This is a genomic window from Roseburia sp. AF20-18LB (assembly GCF_003461185.1).
Taxonomy (GTDB): domain Bacteria; phylum Bacillota; class Clostridia; order Lachnospirales; family Lachnospiraceae; genus Roseburia_C; species Roseburia_C amylophila.
Map to the genome: position 1 here is coordinate 29,087 of NZ_QTWP01000003.1, position 18,743 is coordinate 47,829.

22 protein-coding genes are annotated in these 18,743 nt (G+C 40.4%); all 22 read right to left on the minus strand.

The window, feature by feature from the left end; genetic code table 11:
- Window positions 1-1,143, minus strand: coding sequence for a 1-deoxy-D-xylulose-5-phosphate reductoisomerase (gene dxr, locus DWX65_RS07235; protein WP_118173166.1), 1,143 nt, complete (start codon window positions 1,141-1,143; stop codon window positions 1-3).
- Window positions 1,144-1,151: 8 nt separating this feature from the next.
- Window positions 1,152-1,958: a phosphatidate cytidylyltransferase gene (locus DWX65_RS07240; RefSeq protein ID WP_117841155.1), complete on the minus strand. Its 807-nt coding sequence runs from the start codon at window positions 1,956-1,958 to the stop codon at window positions 1,152-1,154.
- 1 nt (window position 1,959) lies between these two features.
- Window positions 1,960-2,673 (minus strand): isoprenyl transferase, encoded by a 714-nt coding sequence (locus DWX65_RS07245; protein ID WP_330414777.1) that lies wholly within the window; start codon window positions 2,671-2,673, stop codon window positions 1,960-1,962.
- Window positions 2,674-2,743: 70 nt separating this feature from the next.
- Entirely contained in the window at window positions 2,744-3,298 is a 555-nt protein-coding gene (gene frr / locus DWX65_RS07250) for a ribosome recycling factor (protein WP_022243274.1), read from the minus strand.
- Between the two features lie 15 nt (window positions 3,299-3,313).
- Window positions 3,314-4,009, minus strand: coding sequence for a UMP kinase (pyrH, locus tag DWX65_RS07255; protein ID WP_022243275.1), 696 nt, complete (start codon window positions 4,007-4,009; stop codon window positions 3,314-3,316).
- Window positions 4,009-4,866 carry a polymer-forming cytoskeletal protein gene (locus tag DWX65_RS07260; RefSeq protein ID WP_022243276.1) on the minus strand — a complete coding sequence of 286 codons (858 nt, stop codon included), beginning with the start codon at window positions 4,864-4,866 and terminating at the stop codon, window positions 4,009-4,011. Before DWX65_RS07260 ends, pyrH begins: the two co-directional genes overlap by 1 nt.
- A 21-nt stretch (window positions 4,867-4,887) precedes the next feature.
- Window positions 4,888-5,871 carry a polysaccharide deacetylase family protein gene (locus DWX65_RS07265; RefSeq protein ID WP_117841156.1) on the minus strand — a complete coding sequence of 328 codons (984 nt, stop codon included), beginning with the start codon at window positions 5,869-5,871 and terminating at the stop codon, window positions 4,888-4,890.
- A gap of 186 nt (window positions 5,872-6,057) precedes the next feature.
- The gene (gene tsf / locus DWX65_RS07270; RefSeq protein WP_022243278.1) at window positions 6,058-6,996 is read right to left on the minus strand and encodes a translation elongation factor Ts; all 939 of its coding nucleotides are present in this window, start codon (window positions 6,994-6,996) and stop codon (window positions 6,058-6,060) included.
- 105 nt (window positions 6,997-7,101) lie between these two features.
- Window positions 7,102-7,839 (minus strand): 30S ribosomal protein S2, encoded by a 738-nt coding sequence (gene rpsB / locus DWX65_RS07275; RefSeq protein ID WP_022243279.1) that lies wholly within the window; start codon window positions 7,837-7,839, stop codon window positions 7,102-7,104.
- Window positions 7,840-7,981: 142 nt separating this feature from the next.
- Window positions 7,982-8,536 (minus strand): hypothetical protein, encoded by a 555-nt coding sequence (locus tag DWX65_RS07280; RefSeq protein WP_118057390.1) that lies wholly within the window; start codon window positions 8,534-8,536, stop codon window positions 7,982-7,984.
- Window positions 8,526-9,191: a DUF6115 domain-containing protein gene (locus DWX65_RS07285; protein ID WP_117698702.1), complete on the minus strand. Its 666-nt coding sequence runs from the start codon at window positions 9,189-9,191 to the stop codon at window positions 8,526-8,528. Before DWX65_RS07285 ends, DWX65_RS07280 begins: the two co-directional genes overlap by 11 nt.
- Window positions 9,192-9,210: 19 nt before the next feature.
- Window positions 9,211-9,519 carry a hypothetical protein gene (locus DWX65_RS07290; RefSeq protein ID WP_117698701.1) on the minus strand — a complete coding sequence of 103 codons (309 nt, stop codon included), beginning with the start codon at window positions 9,517-9,519 and terminating at the stop codon, window positions 9,211-9,213.
- Between the two features lie 36 nt (window positions 9,520-9,555).
- Window positions 9,556-11,151, minus strand: a complete 1,596-nt coding sequence (locus DWX65_RS07295; RefSeq protein WP_158564717.1) for a FapA family protein — start codon at window positions 11,149-11,151, stop codon at window positions 9,556-9,558.
- Window positions 11,152-11,164: 13 nt separating this feature from the next.
- A complete protein-coding gene (locus tag DWX65_RS07300; RefSeq protein WP_117841159.1) occupies window positions 11,165-11,935 on the minus strand; it encodes a sigma-70 family RNA polymerase sigma factor in 771 nt (256 codons plus the stop codon).
- Between the two features lie 24 nt (window positions 11,936-11,959).
- The gene (locus tag DWX65_RS07305; RefSeq protein ID WP_117841160.1) at window positions 11,960-12,259 is read right to left on the minus strand and encodes a hypothetical protein; all 300 of its coding nucleotides are present in this window, start codon (window positions 12,257-12,259) and stop codon (window positions 11,960-11,962) included.
- 15 nt (window positions 12,260-12,274) lie between these two features.
- Window positions 12,275-12,760 (minus strand): chemotaxis protein CheD, encoded by a 486-nt coding sequence (locus DWX65_RS07310; RefSeq protein WP_022243286.1) that lies wholly within the window; start codon window positions 12,758-12,760, stop codon window positions 12,275-12,277.
- 14 nt (window positions 12,761-12,774) lie between these two features.
- Window positions 12,775-13,395, minus strand: coding sequence for a chemotaxis protein CheC (locus DWX65_RS07315; protein ID WP_022243287.1), 621 nt, complete (start codon window positions 13,393-13,395; stop codon window positions 12,775-12,777).
- A gap of 70 nt (window positions 13,396-13,465) precedes the next feature.
- Window positions 13,466-13,930, minus strand: a complete 465-nt coding sequence (locus DWX65_RS07320; RefSeq protein ID WP_022243288.1) for a chemotaxis protein CheW — start codon at window positions 13,928-13,930, stop codon at window positions 13,466-13,468.
- Window positions 13,931-13,945: 15 nt separating this feature from the next.
- Complete coding sequence (locus DWX65_RS07325) at window positions 13,946-16,033, minus strand: chemotaxis protein CheA (protein ID WP_117841161.1); 2,088 nt, start codon at window positions 16,031-16,033, stop codon at window positions 13,946-13,948.
- A 2-nt stretch (window positions 16,034-16,035) separates the two neighbouring features.
- Complete coding sequence (locus tag DWX65_RS07330) at window positions 16,036-17,103, minus strand: protein-glutamate methylesterase/protein-glutamine glutaminase (RefSeq protein ID WP_117699041.1); 1,068 nt, start codon at window positions 17,101-17,103, stop codon at window positions 16,036-16,038.
- Window positions 17,104-17,118: 15 nt separating this feature from the next.
- Entirely contained in the window at window positions 17,119-17,859 is a 741-nt protein-coding gene (locus DWX65_RS07335; protein ID WP_117841162.1) for a flagellar brake protein, read from the minus strand.
- Between the two features lie 8 nt (window positions 17,860-17,867).
- Window positions 17,868-18,743, minus strand: coding sequence for a MinD/ParA family protein (locus DWX65_RS07340; RefSeq protein WP_117699044.1), 876 nt, complete (start codon window positions 18,741-18,743; stop codon window positions 17,868-17,870).

The following is an 18,743-nucleotide window of genomic DNA, read 5'->3' on the forward strand; positions in this document are numbered from 1 at the left end:
CTACCACCTGCTCTCTATATACTCATACGCAGCCTGCTCTGTTGCAAGGATTTCTTCTACGGACGGACTGGCAATATAGGTACACTGCTCCATACACGCCTGTGCAATTTCCGGAATCTCCAAGAAACGGATCTTTCCGCCTAAGAACATTGCTACCGCTCTCTCATTTGCTGCATTAAAAGCAGTCGGAATGTTACCGCCCTTTCTACAGGCTTCATAAGCCAGCTTCAATCCGTAAAAAGTCTCCATATCCGGCTCTTCCAATGTAATTGCCTTCATTTTCCAGAAATCAAGCCGGTCTCCACTTAAGTGTAACCGTTTCGGATAATACAGGGCATACTGGATTGGAAGCCGCATATCTGCCGTTCCAAGCTGTGCAATGACTGCACCGTCTTCATACTCTACCATAGAATGTATGATACTCTGTGGTTGTACTACAACCTGAATCTGGTCTGCATTTACATCAAACAGCCATTTTGCTTCAATGACTTCAAGTCCCTTATTTATCATGGTTGCGGAATCAATAGTGATTTTACGTCCCATGCTCCAGTTCGGATGCTTCAATGCATCTTCCACTTTTACCTGTTCTAATTCCGCCCGCTTCTTTCCACGGAATGGTCCGCCGGAAGCTGTCAAAAGTATTTTTGCAATTTTATTGTCTCCAGCTCCCTGCAGAGACTGAAAGATTGCACTGTGTTCACTGTCCACCGGAAGGATTTTCACATTACATTCCTTTGCCAGCGGCATAATAATATGTCCTGCGGTAACTAAAGTCTCCTTATTAGCTAGTGCAATGTCCTTTCCTGCTTTCATAGCGGCTATGGTCGGACGGATACCAAGCATACCCACAATGGCAGTTACAAGAATCTCTGCTTTCTCTTCCGTTGCTACTTCTAAAAGTCCTTCCATCCCGGAAGCCACCTTTACCTTCAAATCTGCAACCCTTGTCCGAAGCTCAATCGCGTCCTCTTCTGCCCATACAGCAACCAAAGCCGGATGAAACTCCCGGATCTGTTCTTCTAATTTTGCAATATTATGTCCTGCCGCAAGTGCAGTTACTTCAATATCTCCATGTTCTCTTACAACAGAAAGTGTCTGGGTTCCAATGGAACCAGTGGAACCTAAAATTGCAATCTTCTTCATGTTCCCTCCTACTTACCAATCAGATATAATGCAAGATAATAAATAATTGGTGCTGTAAATATTACACTGTCAAAACGATCTAAGATTCCACCATGGCCAGGAATCAGTTTGCCATAATCCTTAATGTCATAATTACGTTTGATTGCAGATGCAGTCAGGTCTCCAATCATAGATATGATTGCCCCAATCGCACAAATCATGCAAAGCATAATGATATCACGGTTGGTACTTCCCATAGAGCCCTGGAAAACAAAGCAATAAATCAGGGTTAATAATGCTGCTCCCACTACTCCGCCAACAGCTCCTTCCCAGGATTTCTTCGGAGAAAGTACCGGTGCCATCTTATGTTTTCCAATCAGCACACCCACGCAGTATGCACAGGTATCGCAACCCCAGGAGCATAAGAAAATTAACCATACAATATAAGCTCCACCCGGTAGCATTCTGGTCTGATATACATAAGAAAGCATCACCGATACATAAAATACACCAAAAAATGCTGCTAACATCTGCTCGGTATGATATTTCGGATAAGAAAATACATATACAAACATCAGCACTACCAAAAGTGCGATGACAAATAACATCATATCCGGAATAAACTGAAATTTCAGATTGCAATAATATACAATCGTTGCCAGTCCGCCGACGACACCGGCACAGCTTTTTTCAATTTTAAACACACGATACAGTTCATACAATCCAATCAAAGAAATAATTCCGGTTACTGCCAGCAGCAAATCATTTCCGGTAATAATGAATACCAGTGCCAGAATTACCAGCACGATTCCACTTAATAATCTTGTCTTAAACATATTACTCCTCCTCTATCTTTCCATATCTCCGGTCTCTTCCGCTGTAATCCTCTACTGCTTTACGCAGTTCTTCCGGTGTAAAGTCCGGCCATGGAACCTCAGTAAAATATAACTCACTATAAGCAAACTGCCACAGCAAGAAGTTGGAAAGCCTCTGTTCTCCACTGGTGCGGATCATAAGATCAGGATCCGGGATATCTTTCGTATCAAGATAGGATTCATATTTCTCTTCGGTAATCTCCTCTGCCGAAATACCATCCTGCCACATTTTCTTCATTCCACGAATCATTTCATCTCTTGCTCCATAATTAATGGCAATCTGTAAATTCAGTCCCGTATTATGGGCAGATTCTCTTTCCAATACAGCAATCTGCCGCTGGAATTTATCATCCAGCCGGCTGGTATCTCCGATTACACGGACTCTCATATTATTCTTGTCCGCCGTCTTTATACAGTTCTTAAGATAACTGCTCAAAAGCTTCATCAAAGCATCTACTTCATTCTGTGGACGGTTCCAGTTCTCTGTGGAAAATGCATACATGGTTACATATTCTATGCCCAGATCATGCGCTGCTTTACAGATAACTTCAACATTCTTTGCCCCCATAGTATGTCCATAGTTTCTTGGCATTCCTCTTTTCTTTGCCCAGCGTCCGTTTCCATCCAGAATAATTGCAACATGTTTTGGAATCTTCATCTTTGTTCTCCTTTTCACAGATGTTTACAACATAAAAGGGGACACGGCAATCGCGCTATGTCCCCATATGTGTCGTACATGGATAAGATTATACCGTAAGGATTTCCTTTGTCTTTTCCTCTACTGCACCATCAATTTTTGCAATATATTTATCCGTAATTTTCTGAGTATCGTTTTCTAATTCCTTTAATTCATCCTCAGATACTTCATTTGCTTTGTTCTGTTTCTTGAATGCATCATTGGCATCCCTTCTGATATTACGGATTGCCACCTTGGCATTCTCACCTTTTTTCTTAATATCCTTTGCCAGTTCTTTACGTCTTTCCTCGGTAAGCTCCGGGAATACAAGACGGATTACTTTACCATCGTTGGTTGGATTTAAGCCTAAATCAGATGTTAAAATTGCTTTTTCAATCTCTTTTACAAGGGATGCTTCCCAAGGCTGAATCTGAATCATTCTTGGCTCCGGAACATTGATATTTGCAACCTGCTGTAACGGGGTCGGTGTTCCATAATAATCTACAGTAATTCTGTCTAAGATATGCGGATTCGCTCTTCCTGCCCGGATAGTTGCATATTCTTCCACAAGATTCTCGTATGATTTCTGCATTTTCTCTTCATATGGGTTTAATCTGCTATCCATAAATAATCTCCTTTATTATACAGTCACTTTCGTGCCGTTAAATTTTCCGCTCATTGCATTTACAATGCTGTCCGGCTCATTTAATCCGAATACATACATTGGCATTTTATTTTCCATACACATAATAGATGCGGTTAAATCTACTACTGCAAGCTTCTTATCAATCACTTCCTGAATGGATACCTCATCATATTTCTTTGCTGCCGGATTTACCTTCGGGTCACTGTCATAGACACCGTCAATGGCTTTTGCCAGGAAAATGCCCTCTGCATCCATTTCAATGGCACGGAGTACAATTCCGGTATCTGTTGAAAAATAAGGATGTCCTGTTCCACCTGCAAAAAATACTACCATTCCTTTTTCAAAATATTTATTGGCACGGTCTTTTGAGAAAAGTTTGGTCATGCTTCCACACTCAAACGGAGTCAGAATCTGTGTCATCATTCCAACAGAACGGAAGATTTCAGATACATAAATACAGTTCATAATCGTTGCCAGCATACCAATCTGGTCTGCTTTGGTACGGTCGATAGTCTCGCTGGAACGTCCTCTCCAGAAATTACCGCCACCAATTACAATTCCAACCTGGCATCCGCCATCTACAATCTGTTTTACCTGGCGGGCAACTTCTGTTACGGTCGGCTCATCAAAACCTGTTTTCTTTTCTCCTGCAAGTGCTTCTCCACTTAATTTTAAAAATACTCTCTTCATTATTTATTCTCTCCAAAAAGACTTTCCACATCAATATCAGCATAGCACTGGGAACAGAAACCTTCGATAACTGCACCATTGTTAATCTGAACAGAACGGGATTTGATGTTACCCATAACAACTGCAGAAGTATCTACAACTACAGGTCCCTGAACATCGATATCGCCCTTGATTGCTCCTGCGATAACTGCAGAGCTTGCGGTAATATTTCCAATAATGACAGAACCAAGTCCGATTTTAACAGTTCCGGTGCTTACTACTTCACCTTCTACTTTTGCAGCATCAGCGAAGAATTCAGCAGAATTGCTGTTTCCATTGATAGTTCCGGTAACAACCAGCTTGCCATTACACTGAACATCACCATTAATATTTCCACGGATATCTAAAGAACCAGTAGATGCCATATTACCGGTAATGGATGTTCCTTCTGTGATTACAGATACTTCATCTGAAACTTCATCTGATGTCTGAACCGGAGCAAAATGCGCCGGAGTTGCCGGCTGTACCGGTGTTACTGTCTCTTCTGGCATTGTCATGGTTTCATTTGCTGTTGTCTCACTCATTTTACTTTCCTCCTGAATATGTAAATCTTCTTTTTCTTCTGCAGCTGGTGTCTCTACTTTTGTTTCTGTTTCCTGTGCCGGTGCTTCCTTCTCTACCGGAGCATTGGCATCCTTGGTAACCTTTTCTAAAAGTCCGTCCAATTTGGATAATTCAGACTCCACATCCAGTTCATCTTCCAATGTATTGACTACTACATCGTTATCCTGCTCTGCTGCCTCTGTTGTGTCTTCACCCGGTACCAGTTCGTTCACTGCCTGTGATAAATCCTCTTTAAAATCTTTAAAAAAGCTCATTCTTAAAATCCTCCATTTTTTCTATTGAACACTGTCTGCACTAATATGCTGTATTACAGTTGTATCCTCAGTAATCGGAAGTAACTCTACTCCCTGTGCCTGTAGTGCCTCAATCATCGGACCTAAGGCTTCCACCGTTGTCTCCTTCGTATTTGCATCATGAAGTAACACAACCGATGTTTTATATTTTACCACATCCTCTAACACATTATCTACCAGCTCGTCCGCTGTATATGCCTGTGATGTAGCATCACCACTGGTTACATTCCAGTCAAAATAAGTAACATCCTGATCATTCAGATATTTTATAAACTCTTTCATATCTGTATTACTGACCTGATTGCTGCTTCCACCCGGGAAACGATAATAATGGCAATCCTCTCCGGTTATATCATAAAGATAATTTTGTATTTTGGTAAAATCATCCTCAAAATTTTCAAGCGAATCGTAAATCACACTGTATTTATGGGAATAAGAATGCATTCCCAGTGTGTGCCCCTCATTTACAATTCTTTTATACATCTCCTGGGACTCTTCATCTTCTTTTCCCACAACAAAAAATGTTGCTTTCACATTATACTGCGCCAATGTATCAAGAATAGCTGCCGTATTGGAACTTGGTCCATCATCAAAGGTAAGATATACTTTAAGCTGATCTCCCGGCTGTGCCTTGTTGCTTTCATCCTCTGCCACCAATGGCTGGACAATCGAACTGTCTGCATTCTGATCCTGATATTCTGTGTCTGTCTGTAATTCCGTTCCAGTAGACATTTCTCCTTTCGACTGGTTCTCATCCTGCTGTACCTTTCCGGAAACAATACCGCTTGATACCAGCCTGTCTATCTGGTTCTGTAAAGAAATTACCCGGCACAACAATACCACGCACAAAATAATCGATATCAGCATCCAGGCGAAGATAGATGTTATAATCCCCGTCTTCATGCGATTAATGCGTTTTCGCCTTTCCCGCTGTTCCTTTAACCCCTTCGTGGTCTTCTCTTCCATGTAGTGACCTCCCGGTCATAAAATCTCTTTTCTATTGTAACACACTTTAACAAAATATCACTATAAAAAATAATTTTAATTGAATTACTTCTTGAGATTTTTCTTTCTTTTGTCAGAAAATTCCCCTGCAGAAATCACTCTACAGGGGAATTTTATATACTTTTACAATTTGTGCTAAGCTTTTGCTTAGTTTCCTGCTATCTGAGCAGCAACTTCTGCAGCAAAGTCTTCATTTTTCTTCTCCAAACCTTCACCTGTTTCGAAACGTACAAACTTCTTAACAGATACAGGAGCACCAACTTCTTTGGAAACCTGCTCTAAGTATTTTCCAACTGTCTGTTTTCCATCTTCTGCTTTTACATATACCTGATCTACTAAGCAGATTTCTTTTAACTCTTTGCTGATACGTCCTTCAATCATTCCATGGATAACCTTTTCCGGTTTCTGGGACTCTTTCGGATCATTCATAATCTGAGCTAAGAGAATTTCTTTCTCATGTGCGATGTAATCTGCACTTACTTCATCTCTGGAAACATATTTTGGATTTAAAGCTGCTATCTGCATTGCAATGTTGGTTAATGCTTCTTTTACTGCATCATTTACAACAGTTGTGTCAGCATCAACGATAACACCGATTCTTCCGCCGCCATGGATATAAGATACTACACAACCATTCTCAGCTACAACCTTTTCGAATCTACGAATCTTTAAGTTCTCTCCGATAACTGCAACTTTCTCTACTAATGCATCTTTTACTGTCTTGCTTTCATCTGCATTCCATTTTTCTTCCATGAATGCATCCATGTCTGCTGCGTCAGAGTTTACTGCCTGTGTTGCAACAGCCTCTACAAACTCACGGAATGTATCATTTTTAGCAACGAAGTCTGTTTCAGAGTTAACTTCAACAACTGCTGCTGTCTTATCATCTTTTACTACAACAGTACAAAGACCTTCTGCTGCAATTCTTCCAGCTTTCTTCTCAGCTTTTGCCTGTCCGTTTTTTCTTAAATATTCAACAGCCTCATCCATGTTGCCGTCTGTTTCACCTAATGCTTTTTTACAATCCATCATTCCTGCGCCGGTTAATTCACGCAGTTCTTTTACCATTGCTGCTGTAATAGCCATCTTCATTTTCCTCCATTTATTTTTTCTAAAGGTAAGGACAGGCAATTACTGTCTGTCCTGTTTTATACACACGTTGTGTGTTTCTTATCGTTTAAAATACTGTTCTTATGCCTCTACAGCTTCTTCTGCATCCTCTGCAGCTTCAGTGTCAACATCAACAGTTCCCTGATTTGCTTCGATAACAGCATCTGCCATTTTAGAAACGATTAATTTAACGGCTCTGATTGCATCATCGTTACCAGGAATTACATAATCTAACTCTTCCGGATCACAGTTTGTATCTGCAATACCAATAAGTGGAATTCCTAAGGAATGAGCTTCCTGAACGCAGATTCTTTCTTTCTTAGGATCTACGATAAAGATAGCATCTGGAATCTTCTTCATTTCTTTAATTCCGCCTAAGTTCTTCTGTAATTTGTCTAATTCTTTCTTTAATTTGATAACTTCTTTCTTAGGAAGAACATCAAATGTTCCATCCTCTTCCATAGTTTCGATTGCTTTTAATCTTGCAATACGGCTCTGGATTGTCTTGAAGTTAGTAAGCATACCACCTAACCATCTCTCGTTTACATAGAACATGTTACAACGCTCTGCTTCTGTTTTGATAGCATCCTGAGCCTGTTTCTTTGTTCCTACGAAAAGAATAGTACCACCATCTGCAGCGATATCTGCCATAGCTTTGTAAGCCTCATCAACTTTACCTACAGATTTCTGCAGGTCAATGATGTAGATACCATTTCTCTCTGTGTAGATATATGGAGCCATTTTAGGATTCCATCTTCTGGTCTGATGTCCAAAATGAACACCTGCTTCTAATAACTGTTTCATTGAAATAACGCTCATTGTTTTTCCTCCATTTGGTTATTCTTCCATATACTTCTTATTATCAGACAACCTTGCGGCACCAATCTGACAATCGGTATATGTGTAAATTTATCGCAACGCATGGATTATATCATACTCAGCCATGCTATGCAACCTTTTTTTAATGATGAATCGTTTTATCCGTAAGTATTCCGGCAATTTCTTCATAGCCAGCCCCTTCCGGAATCGTTACGGTTCCGGGCAGGACAAAATTGGCATAATTATTATCTACCATATATTTATTAAATGCTTCTGCATTGTCCACAAGACCTTCTTCCTGCAGACGCTGCGAAACCGCATTAGAAGAATCTCCTACTTCTACGGTAAATTCCTTCTGTACCATATTGCTTCCATCCTGTGACGGTGGTACGGCATCCGCTCCATCTGTTCCCACATCCTGCGATATCTCCCCTGAATCAGTTGTTCCCGGCTGCATATCTGTCTGTTCTGTATTAAAACCGTCTTCCGTGCTCTTTGGAATCTCATCTTCTGTTTCTGTAGCTTTTGGTATGGTGTCCTTTCCGGTATCTTCCATTACCATTCCAAGTTCTTTTGCCCTTGCAATGATTTCATCATCTGAAAGGTCATTTTTCTTCATTGCAAATGATATGGATAAGATAATCGTGCTTATCAGAATACCAATTCCCAAGCCTCTCAGATAATACTTAAACTTCACTTGTATCTACTCCTTTATACAATCCTACAACCAGTCTCACTTCACCCTGTCCAAGGCCCAGTTCCTTTGCTATCTCTACATACGATTTTCCCTGACTGTATAAGGCAAGGATTTTTTCGTTATGATTCGTCTGCTCCGGCTGTTCTTCCATCTCTCCGGTTGCCGGTTCCGCTTCTGTCTCCACCGGTTCCTCTGTGGCTTTTACTTCTTCTGTTTCTTTAACTACAGACTCTTTCGCCTCTTCTAAGCTCTCACCGATTTCGGCTGACATCTCGCCAATTTGTCCTGCAAGCTTTGTCAGTTCTGTGTGCTTGTCATTTAGCATGCTGTATAAAAACATAATCTCATTATGGGTCTGATTCATCTTCTCCATAACGGTATCCGAATATTCACCGATTGCCAGCATTTTTTCATTGGTCTCTTTATCCAGTGCCCGCTCCACCTTATCTGTGGAATCTTCAATTGCATGGTCAATCTGGTCTTCTATCGCAGCTTCTGCATCTTTCAACTTGTTTTCCAGTATTTTTTTTATCTCATTCTGACTCAGTTCCGCAATACGGTCTAATTCTGCACCGGATAGCTTTTCTGTTACCATAAAGCTTCCTATCATCATAACCAGACCAGCCAGAATCAGGATGATTTCCACGCCTGTCATCTGTCAGATACACTCCTTTTTATATTTTAACATCAAAGCCGCCAATTGCACCTTTGATAACCACACGGTCTTCTTTCTGTTTCTTTTTCCGTTGTTCCTGCCGCTGGTACTGACCCTTTCCCTCTTCCTTTGCATCAAAACGATGTTCTTCCATCTGGGAATCATCTTTCCTGGTCACCTGCTCTGATTGGCGGTATTCTTCTCTTTGCACTTCCATCTGTATATTTTGCTGATCCACCATAGGTTTCATATCCTGCTGTTGTTTCAGTGTTCCAACATCCTGTGTTCTCTGAATAACTCCATTCATATCTACCGGACGAATTGACATATCCACACACCTCCAGCCTGTCTCAACCATATGTCATTACATATTTGAGATTTTTACTTCACCCTCATCCTTATAAAGCTGGCAGAAACTTCTGTCATCCTTTACAACAAGGCTTACATCGGTAATATTTACAATTACTCCCGCATACAGTATCTTTGATACTTTCACCCTTGCATTGCTACTGCCATTTAATATACTCTGCAGCCTTTCATATTCATGCTCTAATGATGTACGCTGAGCTTCCTTCTCCTTAAAAGCACGCATAAGCTGTTCAATATACTGGATTTTTCCCTGATCCAGTTTTTCTTTATTCTTAAGCTTCTCTCCATAGGTAGTAAGAATCGTCCGAATCTGTTCAATGGTCTTATTCAGCTGAAGCAGTTCTTCCTGCACTTTCACATAACGTTCTTTCTTTTCCGGATCCACACCAACTTCAATACGTGTTCCTGCTCCAAGGCTGGAACCAATGGTCTGGGCTTCTACCAGACTGCCTGCCCGGATAACACCACCTGTTATGAATCCGTTCTTACCACTTACGCGAACCTCCGTTGCTGCAGATACCTTACTATGTAAAATAGAATCTGTTTCAACATAACCTCCGGAAATGATGGTTGCATTTTCAATAAACTTGCAGATAACATTTCCCTGTGCCTGAAGTATTCCTTTGGTCATTCCATGAATTCCGCGTTTTACAATGATCTGACCACCCGCCTGTATCAGCGCATCTTCTACCACGCCTTCTACTACTACATCACCTTTTGCAATAATTGAAAAACCACCTTTTACATTACCTCTTACGGTAACGTTTCCCGGATAATCAATATTACCGGTGGAATTATCCACATCAGCCGGCACTTCATAGACATCTGATACAAATACTTTACCATTTACCAGACTTGCATGTCCGGTTACTTCAGAGTACAGTTCTGTTTTGTCTTCCGATACCCGGATATTATTTCCATATTCTAACTGAAGGGAGCGTACCTGTTTTGGTTTAATTTCTTTTCCCTGTACATCATATCCTTTGATTCCATGATCTTCCGGAAATAATTTTGCCAGAAGGTCTCCTTCTTTGATATGGCTGATTACATTCAGTTCACGGTAATCTACCGAACCATCTTCATTTTTCTTCGGCTTTAAATTAACATCTGTATTAAAATAATATTCAATTCTGGCATCCTGACCATCTACCGGTTTCTTTCCTTTTGCCAGCACAAAATCGGTACAGTATGCCCTATCCTGGAAAAATTTCAAAATTTCATCCTGATCAACCCCTGCTTTGACACCTTTTGCAGTTAAATCCCTTAAGATTTCCTGTGCATTCATATTCGTGCCGCCTGCAGCCGGATAAAATCTGCACACCGCCTCCATGGCATCTGCTGATACTGTTACGGACATCTCTTCATTTATCTGAATCGGATAAATATCTCCGACCATAATCTCTGTCATCTCATTGCTGTTAATTGCTGCAACCAGTTCCTTTAAATTATAATCCGGGCAGCCATGCCTTTCCAGATACTCTGTCAGTTCACCAATTTCAATAACATTTCCTTCCAGAGCTGCCGGGAAAAGCTTAATATAAGTCGCATGTTCCTTTATCACAAATTGAAAATAAGCATTTGCCTGTCCCATAGCTTCCCTCCTTTTAACTTTCATCAACCAATATATCCATATAACTTCCCATTTTCTTTTTCATCTTTGCCAGAGCCCTGGTATGAAGCTGGGATATTCTTGATTCAGATACTTCAAGAATACTGCTGATTTCCTTCAAGGTAAGTTCTTCATAATAATAAAGTTCAATTACCCTGCGTTCCTTTTCCGTCAAGGTCTCAAGGCTTTGTGCCAAAACTTCTTTCAGTTCGCTTTCTGCCACCACATCTTCCGGTTGTGCAAAATGGGAATTTTTTGTCGCATCCATCGCAGGCTCTGTTCCCTGCTCCACAAACTCATTTAAAGAAACAACATTGGTAACTTTTAACTGGGACTGCCAGTTCAGGTATTCATCCTCTGATACCCCGAGTTCGCTTGCAATCTCTTCATCCAATGCCGTCTTTCCTGTCTTCATTTCTATATTTTTTATTGCTTCGTCAATCTTTTTCTGTTTTTGGCGAACAGCCCTCGGTATCCAGTCCATTTTACGAATCTGGTCTAATATTGCCCCACGGATTCGAAGGCTTGCATATGTCTCAAATTTAACATCCTTGCTTCGGTCAAATTTATCAATTGCATCAATCAGTCCAAAGATTCCATAGCTGACCAAATCTTCATATTCTACATTATATCCAAGATACATACTCAATCTGCCCGCTACTAATTTAACTAACGGAGCATATTCTATGATAATCTGTTCCCGTATTTCAGATACTGGATTTTTCTGATAGCTTTCCCACAGTTTTTCCCTGTCGACTGTTTTCATGCCATAGCCTCCGGTTTCTTATAATTACTCTTCTTTCGCTCTTTTCTCTTCCTCTTTTTCTAATGTATCTTCTTTTTTCTCATCAGCAGACTCTTCTGCATCACCATCTGCTTTTTCTTCTGTACTGCTTTCTTCATCCTTTGCAGCTTTAAAATTCTTTTCCAAAATATACGCTGCAATGCCCCCAAGCAGATAGAATATAATCAGTACCAGCAATAATGTCTTTGTAAAGGCAAGCAATTCCATTTTCTGAAAAATTGCCACAATACAGGTAATAAATCCTGCGGTCAACATTACAATTGCAGGAATCGGTTTTGTCTTCATCTTTACATCCTCAATCTAAATAATTTTCAATTCTTTTCCAACAGATTTAATATAGAATTCTCCGGTATCGCAATGTAATTCTACGGTACGTCCATAATTCAGCCCGGTATCCTCTGCCAGAAGCGGAATACCAAGCTCCTTCAGTTTCTGTCTGGAAGCTTCTGCATTTCTTGCTCCAATATTTCCCACTTCAGAGTTACCACTTACCTCGAACATTCTGGCTCCGCCTGCAATCTTTGCTACAAGCCTGCTCTTTGCCGCCCCTGCTTCTGTCATCCGGCGAACCAGCTCTACAATTCCTGTATCTGCGAATTTTGCTATATTCGAATTATTTTTCATCTTTGTACTGTCTGGCAGCATAATATGTGCAAGTCCGCCAATCTTTGTAACCGGGTCTAGCAATGCTATTCCTATACAGGAACCCAGTCCTAATGTGGTAATTGTATCCGGAGCCTTGCAAATATTTAAGTCTGCCATACCAACTTTTATTACTTCACCCATTGATACCCTTCTCCTTATAAGGTAATTCCCAGAGATTTCAGAATCTTCTCATAAGACTCAAGGTCAGGTAACAGAATAAAATATCCTTCTATCATCACTTCATCTCCGAATTCTGTCGTAATCATAAGTGCATTGTCTCCAATTTTACCAAACTGTATTGCCGGAACACTTAAAATAGCTCCCGCCATATCAATTGCAATATAAGGAACCGATGGTGCAATAGTAAGCTGCGTCATGGCAGAAAGCGCGTTCAGATAAGAACCGGCAATGATATTTCCTATTTCTTTTAATGCAGACATATCCATCTCATCAAAATCTTCCGCATAATCTGCCGGACGTCCCATTAGTTTATTTACCAGATAATGTGCAGAATCAAGTTTCATAAGAAACATCATGCTGCCGGTAATATCATCTGTCACTTCCAGATAGATTCCTACGATTGACTCATCTTCCGGGCAAATTGCAGAACCCAGTTCCTGAAAGGTCAGTAATTCAACTCTTGGTACATCCATATTAATCCGGATATTCAACATATTTGCCATTGCAGTTGTTGCATTTCCGGCACCAATATTTCCAATTTCTTTTAAGACATCCACATACATGTCATTTACCTGGTTCAAAGTATAATCCGCCAATTTTATCCTCCTGCTGTCATTTCAAGATATAGAATATAGTGAGGCATTTGCCTCACTATATCTATAACAATTACGCATTTTCTTTTTCTTCTATAATAGAATGAATATCCAGAAGGGAAATTAATTCATCTCCGTTTTTACCGATTCCATCGATAAAGGATACCTTGGCATTCTTCATATCGCCACTCACTTTATCAATTTCATTGGTTCCTAATGTAACAACTTCTTTTACTTCATCCACGATTATTCCCAGTGCACTCTGCTGTTCAATTTTTAAAATTATAATACGGCTGGCATTGGTAAATACATCTTCTTCCAGTTCCATACGTATTCTGAGACTCATAACCGGTACGATTTCTCCACGAAGATTGATAATTCCTTTAAAGAAATTCTGTACTCTAGGTACTCTTGTAATCTTCTGCATACGGACAATATTGTCTACATAACTGATATCGATTCCGTACTGCTCATTTCCGATTTTTACAACAATATACTGTTTTCTGATATTTTCTACTGTTTCAAGTTGCTCTGCCACTCTGCACACCCCCTGTTAAATCAATGTATTTGCATCCAGGATTAATGCGACTTCGCCATCACCCAGAATTGTTGCACCGCTGATTGTCTTATTATTATTAATATACTTACCAAGTGATTTAATTACGATTTCCTGCTGTCCAAGAAGATTGTCTACAACAAGTCCTGCATAACGGTCGCCTTTTCTTACGATAACAACAGTAAGGCTTTCTACTTCTTCATCCTTCGGTGGAATATCAAGTATCTGATCCAGCCGGATGATTGGAATAACAGAACCACGTAAATTAATTACTTCCTTGGATTCTACATATTTAATATCTTCAACCGGAATATCCTCGATAGTCTGAATTGCGCCTAACGCAATTGCATATTTTTCATCGCGGATTTCTACCATCAACGCCTGAATGATTGCCAGTGTAAGTGGCAGTCTTACTACGAATTTGGTTCCAACGCCAAGTTTGCTCTTTACCTCAACATCTCCGCCTAATGCTTCAATATTGGATTTAACAACGTCAAGACCTACACCACGTCCGGAAATATCGGTAATCTGTTTTGCCATAGAGAAACTCGGCATAAATAAGAAATCGATAATTTCTTTCTGGCTCAGCTTTTCTGCCTGTTCCGGTGTTACCAGACCACGCTCTACTGCTTTTGCTTTAACCTTCTCTGTATCAATTCCGTTACCATCATCACTTACTTCAATGATTACATTATTTCCTTCCTGGAATGCATTCAGATTAATGGTTCCTGTTTCTGGCTTACCGCGTTCCTTACGAACTTCTGCACTCTCAAGGCCATGGTCAGCAGAGTTACGAAGCAGATGCTGCAACGGGTCGCCAATCTGGTCAACTACAGTACGATCAAGCTCTGTATCTTCACCGGTCATGCACAATTCCATCTTCTTATTCAATCTTCTGGAAAGGTCACGAATCATACGTGGGAATTTGTTTACAACGCTCTCAATTGGAACCATCCGCACTTTCATAACCGATTCATGAAGACTGGTTGTAATTCTTTCCAGATACTCAATCTGCTCATGGAATGACTGATTCTGGAAATTGCCTCCTTCCTGGGAGCCAATGGATACCAGACTGTTTTTTGCAATAATCAGCTCACTCACCTGGTTCATCAGTGCATCCAGTTTTTCGATATCCACACGCACGGTACGGTTTGTAACCGGTTTGCCTGCCGGTTTTGACTTAGTCTGTGCCGGTTTATTCTCTTTATGTACTGCCTGCTCTGCCGGCTTTGCTGCTGATGTATTTGCCGGAAGATTTTCCTGTATATTTTCCTCATGGAATAGAGTTGCCGTCTTCACTTCTTCACCAACAGCATCCGCAATTTCAGATACATTTTTAACTGCTTTTAAAATATCATCTAATGCAGCATTGGATGATAAGAACAAACTGAAGTCCAGTTCAAAACGTTCATCCTCAATATCCTGGGAGCTTGGACTGTAAACAACAATCTGTCCAAACTCTTCTACTGCTTTAAATACAAGGAATGCTCTTGCCGCTTTCAAAAGGCAGTCTTTCTGTACTTCTACTGTAATTCCGTAAATTTTGTTTCCACTTTCTTCAGCTGCTTTTAACGCATCTTTATCTTTGGAAGAAAATTCTACGCCTAAGTATTTCTTTTTACCATCACCGTTTGCCGGTTCTTCTGCTTTCTTTTCTTCTTTTTTCTCTTCCTTTGCAGGTGCGGCTGCTCCGCCGTTCTCTGCATTCTCTAAGAATTTGTTCAAAGCTGTAATCAGTGCTTCGTTGTCTTCTGTACCTTCATCTGATGTACTCTTGATCGTATCGAGGTAACTTTCAATTGCATCCAGACACTGGAAAAGAATATCAATCATTTCACTGGTGACTTTTACTTTGTCACTACGAACTTCCTGGAATACATTTTCCATATCATGAGTCAGATGCTGCATTCTCTTAAAGCCCATGGTTCCTGCCATTCCCTTTAAAGAGTGTGCTGCACGGAAAATTTCATTAATGGTATCTTTGTTTTCCGGCTCCTTTTCCAAAGTCATAATGCAATCATTCAGGCTCTGGATATGCTCACTTGTCTCATCAATAAAAATTTCTAGATACTGGCTTACATCCATCTTTAATTTACCCCCACATTCTTTAGAATTGTGTCCGCAACACTTTCTAATGGTACTATTTCATCAACAAGTCCTGTCTCTGCAATTGCCTTTGGCATTCCATATACCACAGATGTTTCTTCATCCTGAGCAATTACGTATACATTTTTTTCTTTCTGGAGTTCTGAAATTCCCTTTGTTCCATCAGCACCCATTCCGGTAAGAACTACACAGGTAATTTCATCATAGCCGCTGTCCATCAAAGACTCATACATCAGATTGGCACATGGTCTTAATCCACCAATTGCCGGTGCATCACTTAAAACAATACAGTGCGTTCCATCTGCTAACCGCTGTACCAGTAAATGTTTTCCTCCCGGTGCCACATAAACATGTCCTTTTTCCAAGACATCACCTTCGTTTGCCTCTTTCACATCCAGCGGGCTGAGTTCATTCAGCCGGGCTGCCATGGATTTTGTAAAACCAGCCGGCATATGCTGAACCACAAGAACCGGTGCATCCATATTGGATTTCAGCAATGGAATCACACTCTGTAAGGATTTTGGACCGCCTGTGGAACATGCAATTGCAACAATCTTGCTCCGGGCTGCATCCTTCGTTCTAATCTTCCGGACAGCTGCCGGTTTTACCACATTCGTAATTACTTTTTTCTGATACGTCTGTGTGCTTCCTGCTGCAGTTATTGTTGCAAGAACTTTTATCAGTTTTTCCCGGAAACGCTGTCCCTTTGTCTCTATTAGATTATTTGGTTTCTCGATAAAGTCAATTGCACCACGTTCCATTGCCTTGAGTGTAACTTCAGCTCCATCTGTCGTTAATGTACTGACCATTACTACTGTTGCTTTTATATTTTCTTTTTGTAATCTTTCAAGTAGTTCCAGTCCGTTCATTCTTGGCATATTTACATCTAAAACAACTGCGTCATATGCTTTCTGACACAATTTTTCATATGCTTCCAAGCCATCTCTGCATGTATCCGTTGCCTGAAAACCACTATCTGAATTAATTATATCACAGATAACTCTTCTCATGAGTGCTGAGTCATCAACAACCAGAATATTCTTTTTCATTCTATTAATTTAACCCTATCCTTTTCCTCTCTGTCTTGCTTTTCTTTCTTCTGCAAAAATATACCTGATAATTTCTTCCCTTATTTTATCATCACGAATAATAAATTTCAGTCGGTTTTCATACATATTATCACGATTTAACAGCTTCGTACTTCGCAGGATATATCCTGGAAGATAATATTGTTTTTCACCGGTCTGCGTCTGTAGCATCACAATAATCAGAACAGCTTTTCCCTCTTCTAACTGCTCATTCGTTACAAAGCGTACACCACCTCCACTGATATCAACAATAGTGCCCTTTTTCTGCTTTTTATAAAAATCATCATCCCTGAGACTTGCGATGATGTCTTCCGTCTGTTCCATTTCCGCTTCTTCGTCTGTCAGATGGAAATACCCCATATCAAGGACACATTCCATACGGTAATATTCCCGTCTCTGATATTTGCTCAGTGGTGTATTTAATACAATCCGGAGCAGGTAGCGGTTCTCCGTCTTATAACGTTCCCAGATCTGACCAATGCTTTTATACAATCCATTCGGTGTATAGAATACAAATTCATAGCGAAGTCCCAGTGGAAGTAATATCAGTTTTCCACTCTGAATCGGCATCATTATCTCCATTTCACCATTTTCAAACAGTTCAAAAATCTGACTCTTGTAAACTGGTGCAGCCTTTTCTGCAGATTCTGGCCTTTCCGTCTGGTTCACTATATGAATATCAATTTTCATTCCTTCCCGTAAAACATTTGAAATCATTCTATCACCTATCTGTTATTAAAAAATTCAGCAAACAACTGGGCAAAGCCCCGCTTCATCAACGGAATATCATGCGCACCTTCTATAAGATTATTTGCAAGTATCTCAAATGCTTTTGCCGACTTGGTCTCCGGTGCATATAAAGATACTGTCTGCTGCTGGCGTATTGCTTTTTCAAACATGGAATCCTGCGGTATCATGCCGAGATATTCAAGATTACCATTTAAAAACTGTGACACAACGGTATTTAATTTATCATATACTGCCTGTCCATCTTCCACAGAATTTACACGGTTGGCAACCACATGAATCTGCGTTCCGCTTTTGGCAAAATTCGGATTCCGGTGCAGTGCCTTTAACAGAGAATAGGAATCGGTCAGTGAGCTTGGTTCCGGTGTTGATACCAGAAGGACCTCCGGACAAGCCATAACAAATTCCAATACGCTGTCTGCAATTCCTGCTCCGGTATCCACCAGTACAATATCAGCCATTTCATCTAACTGTGCCAGATTACGTACTAAAAAAGTAATCTGATCCTTGGACAGATTATTCATTCCCACAATGCCGGAGCCGCCTGAGATAAAGCTTACTCCTGCCGGTCCCTCTGTTATAATCTGCCGCATATCCATTCCCCGGTATATAACATCACTCAAATTATGTTTTGGTATTGCTCCAAGCATAACTTCTACATTTGCCAGTCCCAAATCAGCATCAAAAATAATAACTTTCTTATTCATTTTCTGAAGCTGGATTGCCAGATTAACTGTAACGCTGGATTTTCCCACGCCGCCTTTTCCACTGGTAACCGTAATTACTCTTGCTTTCTGGGGAAGCTTCTGGTTCTTTAATTTAATTACATTGCGCAGCTTTTCTGCCTGATCCAT